We start from the raw sequence: 19,179 nt of genomic DNA on the forward strand, positions 1-19,179 counted from the left end.
CTCCATGCCCATCGTGAACCGTGTCGCCGACCTCCAACCCGATATTCAGGCCTGGCGCCGGGACATCCACCAGCACCCCGAGCTGCTGTATGACGTCCACCGCACCGCAGCATTCGTGGCGGACCGGCTGCGCGAGTTCGGCTGCGACGAGGTCGTGACCGGCCTTGGCCAGACCGGCGTGGTCGGCGTGATCAAGGGCAGCAAGCCGGCCGGCGAGGGGCTCAAGGTGATCGGCCTGCGCGCCGACATGGACGCGCTGCCGGTCGAGGAGCAGACCAACCTGCCTTACGCCTCCAAGACCCCGGGCAAGATGCACGCCTGCGGCCATGACGGCCACACCGCGATGCTGCTTGGTGCCGCCCGCTATCTCGCCGAGACCCGCAACTTCGCCGGCGATGCGATCGTGATCTTCCAGCCCGCCGAGGAGGGCGGCGCCGGCGGCGCGGCCATGGTCAAGGACGGCCTGATGGAACGCTTCGGCATCGAGCAGGTCTACGGCATGCACAACGGTCCGGGCATCCCGATCGGCTCGTTCGCGATCCGGCAGGGGCCGATCATGGCGGCGACCGACGAGGTCGACATCATGATCGAGGGTCTCGGCGGCCATGCCGCGCGCCCGCACAAATGCATCGATTCCGTGCTGGTCGGCGCGCAGGTGATCACGGCGCTGCAGTCGATCGTGGCGCGTAGCGTCGATCCGCTGGAATCGGCGGTGATCTCGATCTGCGAATTCCACGCCGGCAACGCCCGCAACGTCATTCCGCAGACCGCGACGCTGCGGGGCACCATCCGGACGCTGTCGCCGGAGGTGCGCAAGCTGGTCGAGAAGCGCGTGCACGAGGTGGTGGCGGGCGTGGCGCAGATCACCGGCGCCAAGATCGACCTGCACTACAAGCGCAATTATCCCGTCGTGAACAACCACGCCGCCGAGACCGAGGTGGCGCGGGGTATTGCCAAGCAGGTCGCAGGCGATGCCAACGTGCACGAGATGCCGCCGCTGATGGGCGGCGAGGATTTCGCCTACATGCTGGAAGCGCGCCCCGGCGCCTTCATCTTCTGTGGCAACGGCGACAGCGCCGGCCTGCATCACCCCGCCTACAATTTCAACGACGAGGCGATCGTGTTCGGCACGTCCTACTGGGTGAAGCTGGTCGAGGAACAGCTGGCGGCGTCTTAAGGTCTCTTGTTCACCTCGCCCCGCTTGCGGGGAGAGGTCGATCGCGTAAGCGATCGGGTGAGGGGGACTCTCCGCGAGTCCGTCTCTCACTGTGATCGCGGAAGCAGCCCCTCACCCCAACCCTCTCCCCGTAAGAACGGGGAGAGGGAGAGGAACTCAGAAGATCCGCGAGAAGATCACGTAGAGCGTGGCGGACAGCATGATCGCGCAGGGCAGCGTCAGCACCCAGGCCATCAGCAGGTTGCGGATCGTCGACCATTGCAGGCCGGAACCGTTCGCGGCCATGGTCCCCGCGACGCCCGACGACAGCACATGCGTGGTCGAGACCGGCAGGCCGAACACGTCGGCGGCGCCGATGGTGGCCGCGGCCACGAGCTCGGCCGAGGCGCCCTGCGCGTAGGTGAGATGGGACTTGCCGATCTTCTCACCGACGGTGATGACGATGCGCTTCCAGCCGATCATGGTGCCGAGGCCGAGCGCGATGGCGACCGCGATCTTCACCCAGTTCGGGATGAACTTCGTGGCAGAGTCGAGCGAGCTCTTGTAGGCGTTGAGGGTCGCGATCTCCTCCTTGTTGAGATCGTTCTCCTTGTCCTTCATCAGGAAGCGGATCGCTTCCGACGTCATGTACATGTCGTTGCGGGTGTTGCCGACGGCTTCCGCCGGGACCTTGTTCAGCGAACCGTACTTGGCAACCTGGTCGCCGACGTCCTTCACCAGCACGGCGAGCGAGGGATAGGTGCCCTCGTTGATGTGGCGCAGCGTGATGTACTGCGTCACCGCCGGACGGGGATCGCCGATGATGCTGTGGCCGGCGCCTTTCGCCGAGATCACCTTCGAGGCGGCTTCCGAGGTCTTCTGGAACTGGGCGACCTGGGATTCCGGCAGCGCGCGGTTGAGTGCGTAGGCGGTCGGCACGGTGCCGATCAGGATCAGCATGATCAGGCCCATGCCCTTCTGGCCGTCGTTCGAGCCGTGCGCGAAGCTGACGCCGGTGCAGGTGGCGATCAGCAGCCCGCGGATCCAGAGCGGCGGGGCCTTGTTGCCCTCGGGCGCAGAGTACAGGGCCGGGTTGCGCACGATGAACTTGAGCAGCAGCAGCAGCACGGCGGCGCAGATGAAGCCGAACAGCGGCGACAGCAGCAGCGCGTAGCCGATCTCGGTGGCTTTGGTCCAATCCACGCCCGAGGTTCCGTCGCGGCCGCGCATGACTGCGTTGGCGATGCCGACGCCGATGATCGAGCCGATCAGCGTGTGCGAGGAGGAGGCGGGCAGGCCGAAGAACCAGGTGCCGAGATTCCACAGGATCGCCGCGATCAGCAGCGCGAACACCATGGCGAAGCCGGCGCTGGAGCCGACCTGGAGGATCAGCTCGACCGGCAGCAGCGAGACGATGCCGAAGGCGACGGCGCCGGAGGACAGGAGCACGCCGAGGAAGTTGAAGAAGCCGGACCACATCACGGCGACTTCGGCCGGCAGTGAGTGGGTGTAGATCACGGTCGCCACCGCGTTGGCGGTGTCGTGGAAGCCGTTGACGAATTCGAAGCCGAGCGCGATCAGCAGCGCGACGAACAACAGGATGTAGGGCAGGAAGGTCGTCACGCGCGTGCCGGTCGCGTTGACGTCGATATAGATGCTGTAGGCGACGAACAGCAGGCCCGCGGCGAGGATGCCGAAGAACAGGATCATCGTCAGCGGGTTGAAGCCCTTGTCGAGATTTGGCCGCGAGGCCGGCTGGATCGGCGCGGGATCGGCTACCGCGCGGTCGAATGCTACATCGGTCATGTCAGGACGTCCCTTAACTTTCAGGTAAGGGTATTGTCCGCGATGGATTTGAAGGCTGGATGACAAGCGGTGGTTGAAAAGCGTTTTCCCGCCAGTATTTAGGCGGCGCGCGCAGATTTCCTCTGCAGGCTGGCGGCGATCTTCAGGTCTTCGACAAAGCGCTGATATTCCAGCACCTTGGCCTCCGGATCGGGCAGCCGCAGCAGATAGGACGGGTGCACCGTCACCAGCGCCTTGCGGCCGTCGGGAAGGTCGATCAGCCGGCCGCGGTTCTTGCCGATAGGCGTGATCTTGCCGAACACGCTCTGCGCGGCGGTCGCGCCCATCGCGACGATGAGGTCGGGCTGGAGTGCCGAAACTTCCCGCTCATACCATTGCCGGCACGCCCGGATCTCCGGCGTATTCGGCTTCTGGTGCAGGCGGATCTTGCCGCGCGGCACGAATTTGAAGTGCTTCACGGCGTTGGTGACATAGACCTTCTTGCGGTCGACGCCGGCCTCCTCCAGCGCGCGGTCGAGCATCTGGCCGGCCGGGCCGACGAAGGGGTGGCCGGCGAGGTCTTCCTTGTCGCCGGGCTGCTCGCCGACCAGCATGATATTGGCGTTCTTCGGACCCTCGCCGAACACGGTCTGCGTCGCGTCCTTGTAGAGATGGCAGGCGCGGCAATGAGCGGCTTCCTCGCGGAGCGCTTCGAGATCGTCGGCAGCAGTTTTGCGTGTCATCGGAGCCTCCGGCCGCTTCTGAGGCTTGTGCGGATCGGTTGCGGCATGGGCGATCATGGCGCCGGTCATGCGCTCGGCATCCTCGATCAAGGGCTTAATGATCGAAGCCTCGGGCAGGTTCCTCCAGTATTTCTTCGGCATCTCGGTCTGCATCGCCTTCACCTTGAGCCGGGCCGGATTGAAGATGCTGGCATAATAGCGCCGCCAGGTTTCCTCCAGCCGGTCTTCGCCGGGCGCTTCGCTCTTGCTGACACCTGATGTGAACGAGAGCGCATGGCCGTCCCAATGCGCGCACAGATCGGGGGTGAGGATCGACCAGGGCATGTCGGCAAAGCGCTTGGCGAAGAACGGGGCTGCGAGCTCGACGATGTGATGCTCCGGCTCGAACCAGGCGACGTAATGCGCTGCGCGTTCCCTTCCGATTTCGCGGAAGCGCACGAAGGCGTGCATCTTGTGCTCGTCGCGATGGACGGCTCTTGCCATCGCCGTCACCTGCGCGACGTCAGGATCGGTCGCGACCTCGATGAGATCGTGGTTGTCCTTCAGTCGGAACAGCAGGCGATAGAGGACCGCAAAACGCTCGCCATCGCGGTGCAGGATGGCGGCCTTGGCGAGCTCGACGAATTTTGCTGACACGTTGAAGGTGCCGTCGTTCACCTCGAGGATCGGAGACGGCGCGGGCAGTGCAAACAACTCCGCTTCGCCGCCTTTCACGGTCCAGGTGACATCGCTGGGCTGCACGTGGTGAAGCACGAGGCTACGCGCGGCTTGGCGCCAGCCGTCGAAATCGGTTTCGGTATCGAGGGTAATGTACTGCATCAGAAGCCAAATCCCAGTTGCGTTGCCTTCGGCTTGAATCGTTCGATCAGCCCGGCAGCGTCGAGCCGATGTGGTGAGGGACGGTGATCGCTGAGGACGATGAACGGCAGCGCCTTGTTGCGGGGCACGTGCAGCCGCGCGAGATCGGCGAGGCGGATCGTGGTGGTGCGCCGCGTTGCGATGATGCGTTCGACCGCCTTGGTGCCGAAGCCCGGCACGCGCAGCAGCTCCTCGCGGCTGGCGCGGTTGACGTCCAGCGGGAAGCGGTCGCGATGGCGCAGCGCCCAGGCGAGCTTTGGATCGATGTCCAGCGGCAGCATGGCGCTGTCGTCGACGATCTCGCCGACATCAAAACCGTAGAACCGCATCAGCCAGTCGGCCTGGTAGAGCCGGTGCTCGCGCAGCAGCGGTGGCTGTACCAGAGGCAAAGCGCGGCTCGCATCGGGGATCGGGCTGAAGGCGGAGTAGTAGACGCGCCTCAACTTGTATGAGCCGTAGAGATTGGCGCTGGTGTGGAGAATGGTGTGATCGGAGGCGCTATCGGCGCCGACGATCATCTGCGTGCTCTGGCCGGCCGGCGCGAAGCGCTGCGGTTTTGCCTTTGTCTTCGCGCTGCGATCTTCCTCGGCCTCGTCGAGCTTCAGCCGCAGCCGGCCCATGGTGCGGCGGATCGCGTGGACGTCCTTCTCGGGCGCGAATTGCTTAAGGCTCGTCTCCTGCGGCATCTCGATGTTGATGGAGAGACGATCGGCATATTTGCCGGCTTCCGCGATCAGGCCGTCGTCGGCCTCGGGAATGGTCTTGAGGTGGATATAGCCGCGGAAGTGATGCTCCTCGCGCAGCTTTCGCGCGACGCTGACCACCTGCTCCATGGTGTAATCGGGGCTGCGGATGATGCCGGAAGAGAGGAACAGGCCCTCGATGTAATTGCGCCGGTAGAAGTCGAGCGTCAGCTTGACCACCTCCTCGATGGTGAAGCGGGCGCGCGGCACGTTGGAGGAGGCGCGGTTGACGCAATAGAGGCAATCGTAATTGCAGGCGTTGGTCAGCAGCACCTTGAGCAAGGAGATGCAGCGTCCGTCCGGCGCGTAGGAATGGCAGATGCCCATGCCGGGCGCGGTCGAGCCCATGCCCTTGCCGTCACTGGAATCCCGCGTCTCGGTGCCGCTGGAGGCGCAAGACGCGTCGTATTTGGCGGCATCCGCCAGAATCTCCAGCTTGCGTTGTACGTCCATCCTGGAATCCCTTTGATTCAGCTCATGAATCCCTGGCCCGCCAATTCGATTGACTCTTCGGCCGCCGTTAGCTTTATATTAGAACATATCATGAACAAATGAGCCAGCCGTTGGTTCTTCTTTTGAAGACCACGGCATCAAATTCCTGAGGAGCGGCGAGCATGAGCGGCGCACGGACAAGCGCGCTTGCGACCTTGCGCGGCCAGATCGAGCGCATCGAGACGGCGGAGGTCGTGCATCAGCACGACCGCGTCGCGCTCGGCCACGGCGAAATCGATCGCGTGCTGAAGGGCGGGCTCGCGCGCGCGGCGGTCCACGAGGTGTTTTGCGAAGGGCGCCAGGGCGCGGCCGCGACCGGCTTCGTCATGGGGCTTGCGGGGCGTGTCTCAGCGCGCCGGCCGCTGCTGTGGGTGCGGCAGGATTTTTCGGAAGTCGAGGCCGGCGCGCTGTCGATGAGCGGGCTCGTCGAGCTCGGCCTCGATCCGCGCCGCGTGGTGATGGTGCGCGCCGCCGATGTCGAGAGTGCGCTGCGCACCTCGGCCGATGCGCTCGCCTGCGATGCGCTCGGCGCCGTCGTGCTCGAGCTCTGGGGCGATATCAGGCAGTTCGATCTCGTGGCGAGCCGCAAGCTGACGCTGGCTGCGCAAGGCTCCGGCGTCACCGGTCTGATGCTGCGCATGGCCGCCCAGCCGCTGCCTTCGACCGCGGAGACGCGATGGATGCTGCGCGCGGCGCATTCGCCGCCGGGCTCAGCTTCAATGCCTGCGGCGCCTTGGAGCGCCTGGGGCGCGCCGCGCTTCGATGCCGAGCTCTTGCGCAATCGTCATGGCCCGTGCGGCCGGTGGATCATGGAATGGAATTGTGATGAGTGCCAGTTCAGTGAACCCTCGACGTATTCTCAGCCTGTGGCTGCCGCGCCTGCCCATCGACCGGATCCAGCGGTTCTTCAACAGCGCCGGGCTGGGTAAGGCCAATCATGAGCCGAGCATTGTCGTCATCAAGAACAACAATGCGCTGGTGATCCATGCGGTCGACGAAACCGCCGAGCGTCTCGGCCTGTACATCGGCCAGCCGCTCGCCAATGCGCGGGCGATGTGCCCGGACCTGAAAGTGTTCGACGCCGATGTCGTGGCCGATGCCAAGACGCTCAGTGACATCGCCGACTGGTGCGACCGCTTCACGCCGCTGGTGGCGCTCGATCCGCCGCATGGGCTGTTTCTCGACATCACCGGTTGCGCGCATCTGTTCGGCGGCGAAGCGGCACTGTTGCAGACACTGGTTCGTGCTCTCGCACGTCAGGGCTTTGCCGTCAGCGCGGCGATCGCCGGCACTTCGATTTGCGCGCGCACGCTGACACGGCAGGCATCCGGCACCATCGTGGCCGATGGCGGGGAGGGGGCGGCGATCGACCGGTTTCCGGTGTCCGCGCTCGGTGCGGGCGAGGCCATCACCACCGGCCTGCGCCGTGCCGGCCTGAAGACCATCGGCGATGTCGCCTCGCGCAGCCCCTCCGAGATCACGGCACGGTTCGGTGCGCGGTTTTCGACTTTGCTCGCGCATGCGCTGGGGCAGGGCGATGCGCCGATCAATCCGCGCAAGCCGCTGCCCGATTACATCGTCGAGAAGCGCTTTGCCGAGCCGATCGCGACCGATACCATGATCGCGATGACGCTATCGCGGCTTGCGGACACGCTGATCGCGTCCATGGAGAAGCAGGGCAAGGGCGCGCGGCGGCTGGAAGCCGCCTTCTTCCGCACCGACGGTGCGGTGCGCGCGATCATGGTCGAGACCGGGCGTCCGGTGACGCGAAGCGCGGTGATCGACCGCCTGTTCCGCGAGCGTCTCGATGCGCTCGCCGATCCCTTGGATCCCGGGTTCGGCTTCGACATGGTGCGCCTGTCGGCGAGCCGCACCGAGATCGTGGTGCAGGAACAGCGCGACCTCGACGCCCATGTCCACGACAATGACGAGCTCGCCGCTTTGATCGATCGCATCGCCGCGCGCATCGGGGGAAAACGCGTCGTCGTGCACCTGCCTGAGGATACCCATATCCCCGAAAGCGCGGTACTAGCCGCGCCTGCGCAGCATCATCTCGCCGCCGCCATGCAGGCCGAATGGCCTGTTCGCACCGAGAGCGAGCCGCCGCTGCGTCCCTTGCGGCTGTTCGACAAGCCGGAGCCGATCAAGGTGCCGTTCGCGACCGTGCCCGACGGCCCGCCGCACCAATTCACCTGGCGGCGTGCGCTGCATGCGGTGGTGCGAGTGGAAGGGCCCGAGCGCATCGCCATGGAATGGTGGCGGCAGGACGGCAAGCAGCTGACGCGGGATTATTTCCGCATCGAGGATGCCGAGGGCCTGCGCTTCTGGATCTTTCGCGACGGTCTTTACGAGGGAGAGGTGTTCGACGGTGACGGCAAGCCCGCGTCTCCCGGCTGGTATGTGCACGGTCTCTTCGCATGATTACGTCCGCCTATGCCGAGATCGGCATCACCACGAATTTCTCCTTCCTGCGCGGCGGCTCGGATCCGCGCGCCTATGTGCATCAGGCGAGCGCTTTGGGAATTCCGGTGATCGGCATTGCCGATCACAACACGCTCGCCGGCGTGGTGCGGGCCTACAAGGAGCTCGACAATGACAAGGTGCTGCACAAGCCAAAACTGCTGATCGGCGTGCGCATCGTTTTCATCGACGGCACACCCGACATTCTGGTCTATCCGCGCGATCGCGCGGCCTATGGCCGGCTCTGCCAGCTCCTCACCCGGGGCAAGCGCGGCGACGACATCACGCGGATCGAGAAGGGCGAGTGCCATCTCACTTTCTCTGACCTCCTGGAGTTTTCGCAAGGCCAGCTCCTGGTGTTGACGCTACCGCATCGCTTCGAGCCGACGCAGGCGCTGGATGTCCTCGCCAAGCTCAAAGCCAGCCGCGCCGAGGGTGTGTGGCTGGCGGCGAGCCTGCTCTATCGCGGCGACGACCGGCGGCGCCTGGCGCGGCTCGACGATCTCGCCGCCAAGGCAAAGGTGCCGCTGCTCGCGACCAACGAGGTGCTCTATCACGACCCCGACCGCCGTCCGCTGCAGGACGTGCTGACCTGCATCCGGGAGAAGACCACGATCGAGGCGGTCGGGCGGAAGCTCGAGGCCAATGCCGAGCGCTTCCTGAAGGAACCCCGCGAGATGGCGCGGCTGTTCCGCGATTTCCCCGACGCCATCGCGGAGACCATGCGGTTTGCGGACAGGATCGACTTCTCGCTAGATCAGCTCAAATATCAATATCCGGACGAGCCGGTGCCGCCGGGCAAGACCGCGCAGGGGCATCTGGAGGACCTGACCTGGGCGGGCGTCGACAAATACTTCGGCGGCGAGATCGACGACAAGCTGCGTGCCACGCTGAAGAAAGAGCTCGCGCTGATCGCCGAGCTGAAATACGCGCACTATTTCCTCACCGTGCACGACATCGTCCACTATGCGCGCAGCCAGAACATCCTGTGCCAGGGCCGCGGCTCGGCGGCGAATTCGGCCGTCTGCTACGTGCTCGGCATCACCTCGGTCGACCCGACCAAGGTCGACCTGCTGTTCGAGCGCTTCATCTCCAAGGAGCGGCTGGAGCCGCCCGACATCGACGTCGATTTCGAGCATTCGCGGCGCGAGGAGGTGATGCAATATGTCTATCGCCGCTATGGCCGCCACCGCGCCGCGATCATCGCCACCGTCATCCACTACCGCCCGCGCAGTGCCATCCGTGATGTCGGCAAGGCGCTGGGTCTGACCGAGGACGTCACCGCTGCGCTCGCCGATACCGTCTGGGGTAGCTGGGGCAAGGGCCTCAACGACATGCAGGTCAGGCAGGCCGGGCTCGATCCGCAAAACCCGATGATCAACCTCGCGGTCGAGCTTGCGACTGAGCTGATCGAATTCCCACGCCATCTCTCCCAGCATGTCGGCGGTTATGTGCTGACCCAGGACCGGCTCGACACCTATGTGCCGATCGGCAACGCCGCGATGGACGACCGCACCTTCATCGAATGGGACAAGGACGACGTCGACACGCTCAGCATGATGAAGGTCGACGTGCTCGCGCTGGGCATGCTGACCTGCATCAGGAAATGTTTTGACCTGATCGATCTGCACAAGGGCAAGCGTTGGGTTCTGGCGAGTGTCCCGCAGGATGACCCCAGGGTTTACGACATGCTGTGCGCCGGGGAGTCGCTGGGCGTGTTCCAGGTCGAGAGCCGCGCGCAGATGAACATGCTGCCCCGGTTGAAGCCGCGGACCTTCTACGATCTCGTCATCGAAGTTGCGATCGTGCGGCCGGGTCCGATCCAGGGCGACATGGTGCATCCTTATTTGCGGCGGCGAAATGGGCTCGAGAAGGTGAGCTATCCGTCTCCGTCGCCGGACCAAGGCGACAAGGACGAGCTTTACAATGTGCTGCACAAAACCTTGGGCGTTCCGCTGTTCCAGGAGCAGGCGATGCGGATCGCGATCGAGGCCGCACATTTTACGTCCGAGGAAGCCAACGGCCTGCGCCGCTCGATGGCGACCTTCCGCAATGTCGGCACCATCGGTCAATACGAGGAGAAGCTGATCGGCAACATGGTGGCGCGCGGCTACGATCCCAACTTTGCCAGAAGCTGCTTTGACCAGATCAAGGGTTTTGGCTCCTACGGTTTTCCGGAGAGCCATGCCGCAAGCTTCGCGCAACTGGTCTACATTTCGTCGTGGCTGAAGCATTACCATCCCGACGCCTTCTGCTGCGGCCTCCTGAACTCGCAGCCGATGGGGTTTTACGCCCCAGCGCAGATCGTCGGCGATGCCCGCAAGAACGGTGTCGAGATCCGCGACATCGACGTGTCCTTCAGCTTTGCGCAGAACACGCTGGAAAATACGGATGGAAAGTATTGCGCCGTGCGCCTCGGCTTCCGCCAGATTGACGGCTTCCATTGGCTGGATGAGGATGAAGAGCGGCTGAAACGCTCCCAACTGTCATTCCGGGGCGCGCCGAAAGGCGCGAGCCCGGAATCCATCGAGCCGCATACGCCTGGAGGAATGGATTCCGGGCTCGTCGCTGGCGCGACGCCCCGGAATGACAAGAGAGAAGACTGGGCCGACCGCATTATCGCGGCCCGCAACCGCCGTCCCTTCACCTCGCTGGAGGATTTCGCCCGCGACACTGGCCTGCCCAAGCGCGCGCTGATCCTGCTGGCCGATGCCGATGCGTTCCGCTCGCTCGGGCTCGACCGCCGCGAGGCGCTGTGGCAGGTGCGGCGGCTGCCCGACGACGTGCCGCTGCCGCTGTTCGAGGCGGCGACCGCGCGCGAGCAGCCGGACGAACACGCACAACCGCTGCCCGTGATGCCGCGCTCCGAGCAGGTGGTCGCGGACTACCAGACCATCCGGCTGTCGCTGAAGGGCCATCCGATGGAATTCTTGCGCGAGATGTTTACGCGCGAGCGCGTCGTCGCCTGCAAGGAGATCAGCCATGAGAACGAGCGGCGCCGCGTCCGCTGCGCCGGCGTGGTCCTGGTGCGGCAACGGCCGGGCAGCGCCAGCGGCGTCGTGTTCATGACACTGGAGGACGAAACCGGCATCGCCAATGTCGTGGTCTGGCCCAAGATCATGGAGCAGTACCGCAAAGAGGTGATGGGCGCGCGCCTCATCGAGGTTCAGGGCTACATCCAGAGCAGTCCCGAAAAGGTGACGCACCTCATCGCCCAGCGCATGATCGACCGCTCGCACGATCTGGTGGGGCTCGCCAACGATGCGCTCAGCGGCAAGCATCCGATGTCGGCAGGTGCCACCGTGGTCGAGCCGCTCAACGAAGACCCCCGCGCCCTCGCGGACATGCCAGCCCAAAAAATCCGCCACCCCCGCAACGTCCGTATCCTGCCACCGTCGCGGGATTTTCATTGAGTGAATCCCGCCGACAGATCTCACACCGTCACCCTGAGGTGGCCGCTTCTCCAGCGGCCCTCGAAGGGCGACGGCCCGGCTGCATCGGGGCCGTGCATCCTTCGAGGCTCCCGATGGGGCGCGTCGCGCCCCATCACTCGCGCCTCAGGATGACGGGTTGAGACCGCGCCTCACCCTCAGTCGTCATACCCCGCGAAGGCGGGGTATCCAGTACGCCGCGGCTTTTCGGTTCAAGCCGCGCTGCTTCTGGGATACTGGATCATCCGCCTTCGCGGATGATGACAGTGTGCCCTGTTAGAAATTCACCCGGTTCGAAATCGCGCCGTCCACGACGAGGTTCGACCCCGTCGTGAACCCCGACACCGGGCTCGCCAGAAACACCGCCGCGCTGGCGATCTCCTGCGGCGTCGCCATGCGGCCTGTCGGATTGCGCTTCATCGCGTCCTGGTAACGCTCGGGCATGTTCTTCTCGACCATCTCCCAGACGCCGCCCTTGAAATAGACGGTGCCGGGCGACACGACATTCACGCGGATCTTCTTCTTCGCATGTTGCCGCGCCAGTCCCTTGGCCATGTGGATCAGCGCGGCCTTGATCGGGCCGTAGGAGCTCGCCGTGTCCGCCTGCGCCGCGGAGATCGACGAGATGATCACGAAGGCCGCATCGCCGCTGCTCGCGCCACTTGTCTCGAGAAACGGCCGCGCGGCGTCGAAGGCGTGCACGGCACCGAGCACGTCGAGCCGGAAATTCTGCTCCCAGGACGCGGGATCGCCGCCCTGCGCCATCGCGCCGGCATTGGAGAACAGCATGTCGATGCCGCCGAGATCCTTCGCGGCAGTCTCGATCCAGCTTTTCAGCGCCGCGCCGTCGGTCACATCGACCGGGCTGCCAGAGGCACGGATTCCGCTCGCCTTCAACTCCGCGACGGTTGCCGCGACCTGATCCGCGTTGCGCGCGCACACCGCGACATTGCTGCCTTCACCGGCCAGCGTCGCCGCAATCGCGCGCCCAATGCCGCGCGTGCCGCCGAGCACGATGGCGTTCTTGCCTTTGAGACCGAGATCCATTGTTGGTTTTCCTTGTTGTTGGTGCAATGAGTGTAACTGTTTCAGAAGACCCGCAGAAGCCTCCACATCGTCATTGCGGGCGCAGCGAAGCAATCCAGAAATGCATCTGCGGAAACAGTCTGGATTGCTTCGTCGCAAGGGCTCCTCGCAATGACGTGGAGAGAGGCGGGGCCCCCCTCACTCCGGCGACGCCCCAACTGGCGGGCCGCCGGGCGGCCGGTGCAGGAAGGTCAGCGAGGCGTAGGCGCCGGCCCATGAGCCGATTGCAGCGAAAGCGACATAGAACGGGTTCTCGGTGTAGCTGATCACGGCGTAGGAGGAGAGCATGTACCAGACGGCGCTCCAGTTCGCCGCTGACATGCGCTTGCGCGCGATCACGGCCGAGGTGAACATGACATACACCGCGTCTGTGGCCGCCGTTGCGATGAACACGGCACCTGCGGTGAGAGGGTCGATGGCGGCCATTGCATTTCCTTATGTGCTAATAGGATGCTGAAGGCTAAAGGGAGAGAAGGGTCATGCAAAGCCCCGCCGATATTCTTAGGGATATCTGGACCTCTGCCGGTGGTGACGCGGCCGCGCTCGACCGCGTGCACCTGACCGGGGTCGAGCCGCAAATCCCGTCCTCATTTCGTGTCGCCGTTGCCGGACAAGCCACGATCGCTGCCGCCGGCCTCGCAGCGGCCGAAATCTGGCGCTTGCGCAGCGGCGAGGCGCAAAATGTCACCGTCGACATGCGCCACGCCGTCGCCGAATGCCGTTCCGAGCGCTATCTGCGCCTCGACGACAAGCCACCGCCGCCGGCCTGGGATGCCATCGCCGGCGTCTACAGGACCGGCGATGGCCGCTTCGTCCGCTGTCACACCAATTTCCCGCATCACCGCGAGGCCGTCTGCAAGGTGCTCGGCTGCGAAGCGGAGCGCGAGAAAGTGCAAGCTGCGCTGATGCTGTGGAAGGGCGAGGATTTCGAGACTGCGGCTTACGCCGCGGGCGGCGTTGTCGCGCTGATGCGCTCTCACGACGAATGGTCGGCGCTGCCGCAGGCGCGTGTGCTCGCGGAGTTGCCGCTGCTCTCGATCGAGAAGATCGGCGAGGCCCCGCCAAGGCCGTGGCCGAAAGGCGATCGTCCACTCTCGGGCCTGCGCGTGCTCGATCTCTCTCGCGTCATCGCGGGCCCCGTCGCAGGACGCACGCTCGCCGCGCACGGTGCGGACGTGCTGCTGGTATCCGGGCCCGAGCTGCCGGCCATTCCCTGGCTCACCATCGATACCGGCCGCGGCAAGCTCACCACCTTCATCGAGCTCAAGAGCGCGGCGGGCAGGGCGCAATTGCGCGCGCTGCTCACTGACGCCGACATCTTCTCGCAGGGCTATCGCCCGCGCGCGCTCGCCGCCCTCGGCTTTGCGCCTGAAGAGGTCGCTACGATCAGTCCCGGCATCGTCTACGTCACGCTGTCAGCCTATGGCCATGCCGGCCCCTGGGCCGAGCGGCGCGGTTTCGACTCGCTGGTGCAGACCACGACCGGTTTCAACCATGCCGAGGGACAGGCCGCCGGCATCCACGGTCCCAAGGAATTGCCGGCGCAGATGCTCGATCACGCCACCGGCTATCTGATGGCGTTCGGCGCGATGATGGCCAAGGCACGCCAGGCGCGCGAAGGCGGCAGCTGGCACGTCCGCGTATCGTTGGCGCAGACCGGCCGGTGGTTGAGGAATCTCGGCCGGCTCGGCGGCGGACTGAACACCCCGGATCTTACGGGTGAGGCTGTACATACGGCGTTCATCGAGCCCATGCCATCTGGCTTCGGCACATTGAAGGCGGTGCAGCATTCGGCACTGCTGTCCAAGACGCCGGCGCAATGGAGCCGTCCGGCGATGCCGCTCGGCAGTCATTCGGCACAGTGGCCGGCCCGAAACTGACGTGGGGCTGACGCGTCGCAAAATTTTAACGCAAACGGAAAGGCGCGAAGCGTTTTTTAGGTTGTTTGAACTCTCAATTCGGCACTATTAGCGCGACCGATGAGGCTATCGTTTGCCGACATCGTCGCAGACAAGACCGGGCCCTATGGTAGTTGAAAATACCAAGCGATTGCAGGTGCTTACAAAACAGCGGGTGGTCACATCCGTAGTTTTACTAGCTCTTGCCGGCGGTGGGGCCTACGGCTTTCTCCGCGCGGGCGCCAAGGAGAAGAGCCACTCCGAGATTTCCAGCCAGTCGCGCAGGAATGCGCAGAATTTCACGCCGACGCCGTCCGAGTGGGCGACGCTGACGATCGAGCCGGTCAAGGCCAAGACCTTCCGGGCCGAATATGTCACCGAGGGCAAGGTCGCGGTCGATGAGGATCGCTCGACGCCGGTGTTCTCGCCTTATGCGGGCAGGGTCACCAAGCTGCTCGCCAAGCCCGGCGAGACCCTGACACAAGGTCAACCGCTGTTCACAATCGAGGCCGCCGACACCGTGCAGGCCCAGAACGATTTCATCGCCGCGATGACTGCGCAGAACAAGGCGAAGTCTGCGATCGATCTCGCCGACATCCAGTTCAAGCGCGCCAAGGACCTCTATGAGGGCCACGCCATCCCGCTGAAGGACTATCAGCAGGCGGAAGCGACCCAGGTCCAGGCGCAGAACGACATGCGCTCCTCGGTGACGGCGCTGGAGGCCGCGCGCAACAAGCTGCGCATCCTCGGCTTCACCGACGACACCATCAAGGCGTTCCAGGACAAGGGCACCATCAATCGGGAGATCACGATCTACTCGCCGATCTCCGGCACCGTCGTGCAGCGCAAGATCGGCCCGGGCCAGTACGTCAATTCCGGCGCCAGCGATCCGGTGTTCGTGATCGGCGATCTCTCGACGGTCTGGCTCACCGCCTTCGTGCGCGAGAGCGATGCGGCCGCGGTGTGCATCGGCCAGGACATCACCGTCAACGTGATGGCGCTGCCGGGCCGCCCGCTCACCGCGAAGATCAACTACGTGGCCGCGGCGATCGATCCGACCACCCGCCGCCTCTTGGTCCGCGCCACCATCGACAACAAGGACGGCCTGCTCAAGCCGGAGATGTTCGCCAACGTCACGATCTATTCGGCCGGCGACCGTGCCGCGCCGGCGGTGCCCAAGCAGGCTCTGATCTACGAAGCCGACAAGGTCCGTCTCTGGGTCGCGCGCGAGGACAAGTCGGTCGAGCTGCGCGAGATCAAGATCGGCCTCATCAACGGCAATCTCGTCGAGGTCACCAGCAACCTGAAGCCCGGCGAGCAGATCGTCGTCAAGGGCAGCCTGTTCATCGACCGCGCGGCGTCCGGCAGCTGATCGACGACCCAAGAAACAAGACAAGCTGAAGACCTGAATGGATCGCCTCGTCGCCCTTGCCGTCAACCGGCGCTACCTGATGGTCGGCATGTTCGTGGCTGTGCTGATCGGCGGCCTGATCGCGTTCAACCAGCTCAATATCGAGGCCTATCCCGACCCGACCCCGCCGATGGTCGACATCGTGACGCAGAGCCCGGGTCTGTCGGCCGAGGAAATCGAGCGTTACATCACGATCCCGATCGAGACCCAGGTCGCGGGCCTGAAGAACATCAGCACCATCCGCACCATCTCGCTCTATGGTCTCTCCGACGTCAAAATTCAGTTCTCCTTCGCCTATACCTATGACGAGGCGTTGCAGCAGGTCCTGAACCGCCTGGCGCAGCTCGCGCCGCTGCCGGGCAATGTGCAGCCGCAGATCTCGCCGCTCAGCCCGATCGGCGAAATCTTCCGCTACCGCCTGGTCGGCCCGCCGAACTACAGCGTGCTCGATCTCAAGACCATCCAGGACTGGATTCTGCAGCGCCGCTTCCGCGCCGTGCCCGGCGTGATCGACGTCACCGGATGGGGCGGCAAGAGCAAGACCTACGAGCTCCAGGTCGATTTCAACAAGCTCGTCGCCAACGGCCTGACGCTGCCGCAGCTGCTCCAGGCGGTCGGCAATTCCAACGTCAATGTCGGCGGCAACACCGTCAATATCGGCCAGCAGTCGGCCGTGGTGCGCGGCGTCGGCCTGATCCGCTCGATCGACGATCTCGCCAACACCATGGTCTCGCAGACCAACGGCAACCCGGTGCTGGTCAAGGACGTCGCTACCGTCACCGTGGGGCAACGGCCCCGTCTCGGCATCGCCGGCCTCGATGATTCCGACGACATCGTGCAGGGCATCGTCCTGATGCGCCGCGGCGAGCAGAGCTCGCCGACCATCAAGCGCGTTCACCAGCTGGTTCAGACCATCAACAACTCCAGCATCCTGCCGCCCGGTGTGCGCATCGAGCGCATCTACGATCGCGGCGACCTGATCGAGCTCACCACTCACACCGTGCTGCACAACATGGTGGTCGGCATCCTGCTGATCGTGCTGTTGCAATGGATCTTCCTCGGTGACCTCCGCAGCGCGCTGATCGTCGGCGCCACCATTCCGTTCGCGCTGTTCTTCGCCGTGATCATCCTGGTGCTGCGCGGGGAATCGGCGAACCTGCTGTCGGTCGGCGCGATCGACTTCGGCCTGATCGTCGATGCCACCGTCATCATGGTGGAGGCGATCTTCCGCCGCCTGACGCAGACGACGCCGGTGTCGGAACACGAGCATATGTCGAACGAGACGCTGTTCGGCATGAAGAGCCACGCGATCCTCAGCGCGGCCGCCGACGTCTCGCGCTCGATCTTCTTTGCCGCCGCGATCATCATCGCGGCCTTCCTGCCGCTGTTCACGCTGTCCGGCGTCGAGGGCAACATCTTCGGGCCGATGGCGCGCACCTATGCCTACGCGCTGGCCGGCGGCCTGCTTGCCACCTTCACCGTCACGCCTGCGCTGTCCGCCATCATCCTGCCCGCGCATGTCGAGGAGACCGAGACCAAGGTCATGCTGATCCTGCACCGGATCTACATGCCGGTGCTGAACTGGGCCGTGGCCAACCGCAGCATCGTGCTTGGCGGCGCGATCGGCCTCGTGGTGATGACGGTGGCGCTGGGCCGCCTGCTCGGCCTCGAATTCCTGCCGAAGCTGGAAGAGGGCAATCTCTGGATCCGCGCCACGCTGCCGCCGACCATCTCGCTCCAGGAAGGCAACAGCTACGTCAACGAGATGCGCAAGGTGATCCGGGCCCGGCCCGAGGTGGAATCCGTGGTGTCGCAGCACGGCCGCCCCGACGACGGCACCGACGCCGCCGGCTTCTTCAACGCCGAGTTCTTCGCGCCGCTCAAGCCCGTCAGCCAATGGCCGGGCACGCGCGACAAGGAAGAGCTGACCGCGGAACTGCTCAAGCAGCTCGACGACCGCTTCCCCGGCGTCGAGTTCAACTTCTCGCAATATCTGCAGGACAACGTCTCCGAAGCCGTCTCCGGCGTGAAGGGCGAGAACTCGATCAAGCTGTTCGGCAGCGATCTGCAGGCGCTCACCGACACCGCCAACAAGATCAAGCAGGTGCTGTCGACCGTGCAGGGTGTCACCGACCTTGCGGTGTTCACCTCGCTCGGCCAGCCGACCGTCCAGATCGACATCGATCGCGCCAAGGCCGCGCGCTACGGGCTCGCGCCCGGCGACATCAACGCCACCATCAAGGTCGCGATCGGCGGTGACACCGCCGGCGATCTCTACGAGCCGGGGAGCGACCGCCACTTCCCGATCATCGTTCGCCTTGCGCCGGAATTCCGCAGGAGTGCCGAGGCGATCCAGAATTTGCGCATCGGCGCGCCCGGGCCGAACGGTACCGTCACGCAGATTCCGCTCAGCGAGGTCGCCACCATCAGCCTTGTCTCGGGCGCGGCTTATATCTATCGCGAGCAGCAGGAACGCTATCTGCCGATCAAGTTCTCGGTGCGCGAGCGCGACCTCGGCAGCGCGATCCGCGAGGCGCAGCAGAAGATCGCCGACCAGGTGCAGTTGCCCCCGGGCTCGCACATGGAATGGGTCGGCGAGTTCGGCAATCTCCAGGACGCGATCCGGCGGCTGTCGATCGTGGTGCCGATCTCGCTGGGGCTGATCGGCGTCCTGCTCTGGTTCAATTTCGGCTCGATGACCGATACGCTGCTCGCGATGAGCGTGATCCCCATGGCGATCTTCGGTGGCGTGCTGGGGCTGCTGATTACCGGCACTGCGTTCAGCGTGTCTGCGGCGATCGGCTTCATCGCGCTGTTCGGCATCGCGGTCATGGACGGCATCATCATCCTGTCGCAGTTCAACCAGCTGATCGAAGAGGGCATGGACCGCATGAGCGCGGTGATCCGCACCGGCGAGCTGCAGCTCCGGCCCGTGCTGATGACCTGCGTCGTCGCGGGCGTCGGCCTGCTGCCGGCGGCGCTGTCCGAAGGCATCGGCTCCCAGGTGCAGAAGCCGCTCGCGGTCGTCGTCGTCACCGGCATGATGCTGGCGCCGGTCGTGATCCTGGTGACGCTGCCGGTGCTGATCTCCTTCTTCTCCCGCCGCGCGCGCTGAC

The 19,179-nt window shown here is 64.9% G+C and carries 12 protein-coding genes; 7 read left to right on the forward strand and 5 right to left on the reverse strand.

What is annotated here, in order from left to right; genetic code table 11:
• Window positions 1–4: 4 nt before the first annotated feature.
• Window positions 5–1,177, forward strand: a complete 1,173-nt coding sequence (locus IQ16_RS05545; protein WP_018647997.1) for a M20 aminoacylase family protein — start codon at window positions 5–7, stop codon at window positions 1,175–1,177.
• A gap of 156 nt (window positions 1,178–1,333) precedes the next feature.
• Here the strand turns inward: IQ16_RS05545 and IQ16_RS05550 are convergent, their stop codons facing one another.
• The 3 genes from IQ16_RS05550 to IQ16_RS05560 form a co-directional block, all read right to left on the reverse strand.
• Window positions 1,334–2,962 (reverse strand): inorganic phosphate transporter, encoded by a 1,629-nt coding sequence (locus tag IQ16_RS05550; protein ID WP_018647996.1) that lies wholly within the window; start codon window positions 2,960–2,962, stop codon window positions 1,334–1,336.
• Window positions 2,963–3,060: 98 nt separating this feature from the next.
• On the reverse strand, window positions 3,061–4,503 hold the full coding sequence (locus IQ16_RS05555) for a UdgX family uracil-DNA binding protein (protein WP_018647995.1): 1,443 nt from the start codon (window positions 4,501–4,503) through the stop codon (window positions 3,061–3,063).
• On the reverse strand, window positions 4,503–5,738 hold the full coding sequence (locus IQ16_RS05560; protein WP_018647994.1) for a putative DNA modification/repair radical SAM protein: 1,236 nt from the start codon (window positions 5,736–5,738) through the stop codon (window positions 4,503–4,505). Before IQ16_RS05560 ends, IQ16_RS05555 begins: the two co-directional genes overlap by 1 nt.
• A 161-nt stretch (window positions 5,739–5,899) precedes the next feature.
• Here IQ16_RS05560 and IQ16_RS05565 point away from each other — a divergent pair, with 161 nt between their 5' ends.
• The 3 genes from IQ16_RS05565 to IQ16_RS05575 are packed head-to-tail and all read left to right on the forward strand — an operon-like array spanning window position 5,900 to window position 11,650.
• The gene (locus tag IQ16_RS05565; RefSeq protein ID WP_018647993.1) at window positions 5,900–6,706 is read left to right on the forward strand and encodes an ImuA family protein; all 807 of its coding nucleotides are present in this window, start codon (window positions 5,900–5,902) and stop codon (window positions 6,704–6,706) included.
• On the forward strand, window positions 6,603–8,198 hold the full coding sequence (locus IQ16_RS05570; RefSeq protein WP_018647992.1) for a Y-family DNA polymerase: 1,596 nt from the start codon (window positions 6,603–6,605) through the stop codon (window positions 8,196–8,198). Before IQ16_RS05565 ends, IQ16_RS05570 begins: the two co-directional genes overlap by 104 nt.
• Window positions 8,195–11,650: an error-prone DNA polymerase gene (locus tag IQ16_RS05575; protein WP_018647991.1), complete on the forward strand. Its 3,456-nt coding sequence runs from the start codon at window positions 8,195–8,197 to the stop codon at window positions 11,648–11,650. Before IQ16_RS05570 ends, IQ16_RS05575 begins: the two co-directional genes overlap by 4 nt.
• Window positions 11,651–11,944: 294 nt before the next feature.
• Here the strand turns inward: IQ16_RS05575 and IQ16_RS05580 are convergent, their stop codons facing one another.
• Window positions 11,945–12,715, reverse strand: coding sequence for an SDR family NAD(P)-dependent oxidoreductase (locus tag IQ16_RS05580; RefSeq protein ID WP_018647990.1), 771 nt, complete (start codon window positions 12,713–12,715; stop codon window positions 11,945–11,947).
• Between the two features lie 177 nt (window positions 12,716–12,892).
• Complete coding sequence (locus IQ16_RS05585) at window positions 12,893–13,180, reverse strand: hypothetical protein (protein WP_018647989.1); 288 nt, start codon at window positions 13,178–13,180, stop codon at window positions 12,893–12,895.
• A gap of 53 nt (window positions 13,181–13,233) precedes the next feature.
• Between IQ16_RS05585 and IQ16_RS05590 the strand changes: the two genes are divergently transcribed.
• The 3 genes from IQ16_RS05590 (at window position 13,234) to IQ16_RS05600 (ending at window position 19,178) form a co-directional block, all read left to right on the forward strand.
• Window positions 13,234–14,634 carry a CoA transferase gene (locus IQ16_RS05590; RefSeq protein WP_018647988.1) on the forward strand — a complete coding sequence of 467 codons (1,401 nt, stop codon included), beginning with the start codon at window positions 13,234–13,236 and terminating at the stop codon, window positions 14,632–14,634.
• Between the two features lie 145 nt (window positions 14,635–14,779).
• A complete protein-coding gene (locus IQ16_RS05595) occupies window positions 14,780–16,024 on the forward strand; it encodes an efflux RND transporter periplasmic adaptor subunit (protein ID WP_018647987.1) in 1,245 nt (414 codons plus the stop codon).
• Window positions 16,025–16,061: 37 nt separating this feature from the next.
• Window positions 16,062–19,178 (forward strand): efflux RND transporter permease subunit, encoded by a 3,117-nt coding sequence (locus IQ16_RS05600; RefSeq protein ID WP_018647986.1) that lies wholly within the window; start codon window positions 16,062–16,064, stop codon window positions 19,176–19,178.
• Window position 19,179: the final 1 nt, after the last annotated feature.

This window comes from Bradyrhizobium huanghuaihaiense, from assembly GCF_007830635.1.
GTDB classification, from domain to species: Bacteria; Pseudomonadota; Alphaproteobacteria; order Rhizobiales; family Xanthobacteraceae; genus Bradyrhizobium; species Bradyrhizobium huanghuaihaiense.